Source organism: uncultured Dokdonia sp., assembly GCF_947492815.1.
Lineage (GTDB): Bacteria > Bacteroidota > Bacteroidia > Flavobacteriales > Flavobacteriaceae > Dokdonia.
Genome location: NZ_CANLOB010000092.1, coordinates 1 through 554, shown reverse-complemented (window position 1 = coordinate 554; position 554 = coordinate 1). Strand labels below are relative to the sequence as shown.

Below are 554 nucleotides of genomic sequence, written 5' to 3'. Positions count from 1 at the left end.
TTACAGGAGTACTTTCAAACACATGCTATTGATTGTATAAAGATGGTACCAAGCCATTGGCAAGCCTTGAGTGTAGAAGGTCAATTCCTTTTACCTACTCAGACATTGATCTTTGGTGGTGATGTATTACCGGTATCTTATATAAGAGATATTACCTCACAGGATTCAGGAGTTACTATTATTAATCACTACGGACCTACCGAGAGTACGATTGGAAAGTTGTTGCATAAAGTAGACCCAGCTGTTGATTATGTGACGATTCCTATTGGAGAATTATTTTCTGATAGTGAGGCCTATGTTGTAAGTGGAGATATGTCTTTATGTCCTATTGGCGTACCGGGAGAATTACTTTTAGGAGGTTCAGGGATATCGAAAGGGTATTTAAACCGTGAAGATTTAACCAAGGAGAAATTTATTGTCAATCCATTTGAAGAAGGAAAGAGTAAAGTTCTATATAAGACAGGAGATTTAGTACAACGCAATGCACTAGGACAGATAGTATTTTTAGGACGTGTTGATGATCAGGTGAAGATACGCGGGTATCGTGTGGAGTT

1 protein-coding gene is annotated in these 554 nt (G+C 38.3%); it reads left to right on the top strand.

The window, feature by feature from the left end; translation table 11 throughout:
* Positions 1–42: 42 nt before the first annotated feature.
* Positions 43–554: AMP-binding protein (locus tag Q1A01_RS23660; protein ID WP_299686044.1), on the top strand; the 512-nt coding region annotated here is incomplete at its 3' end.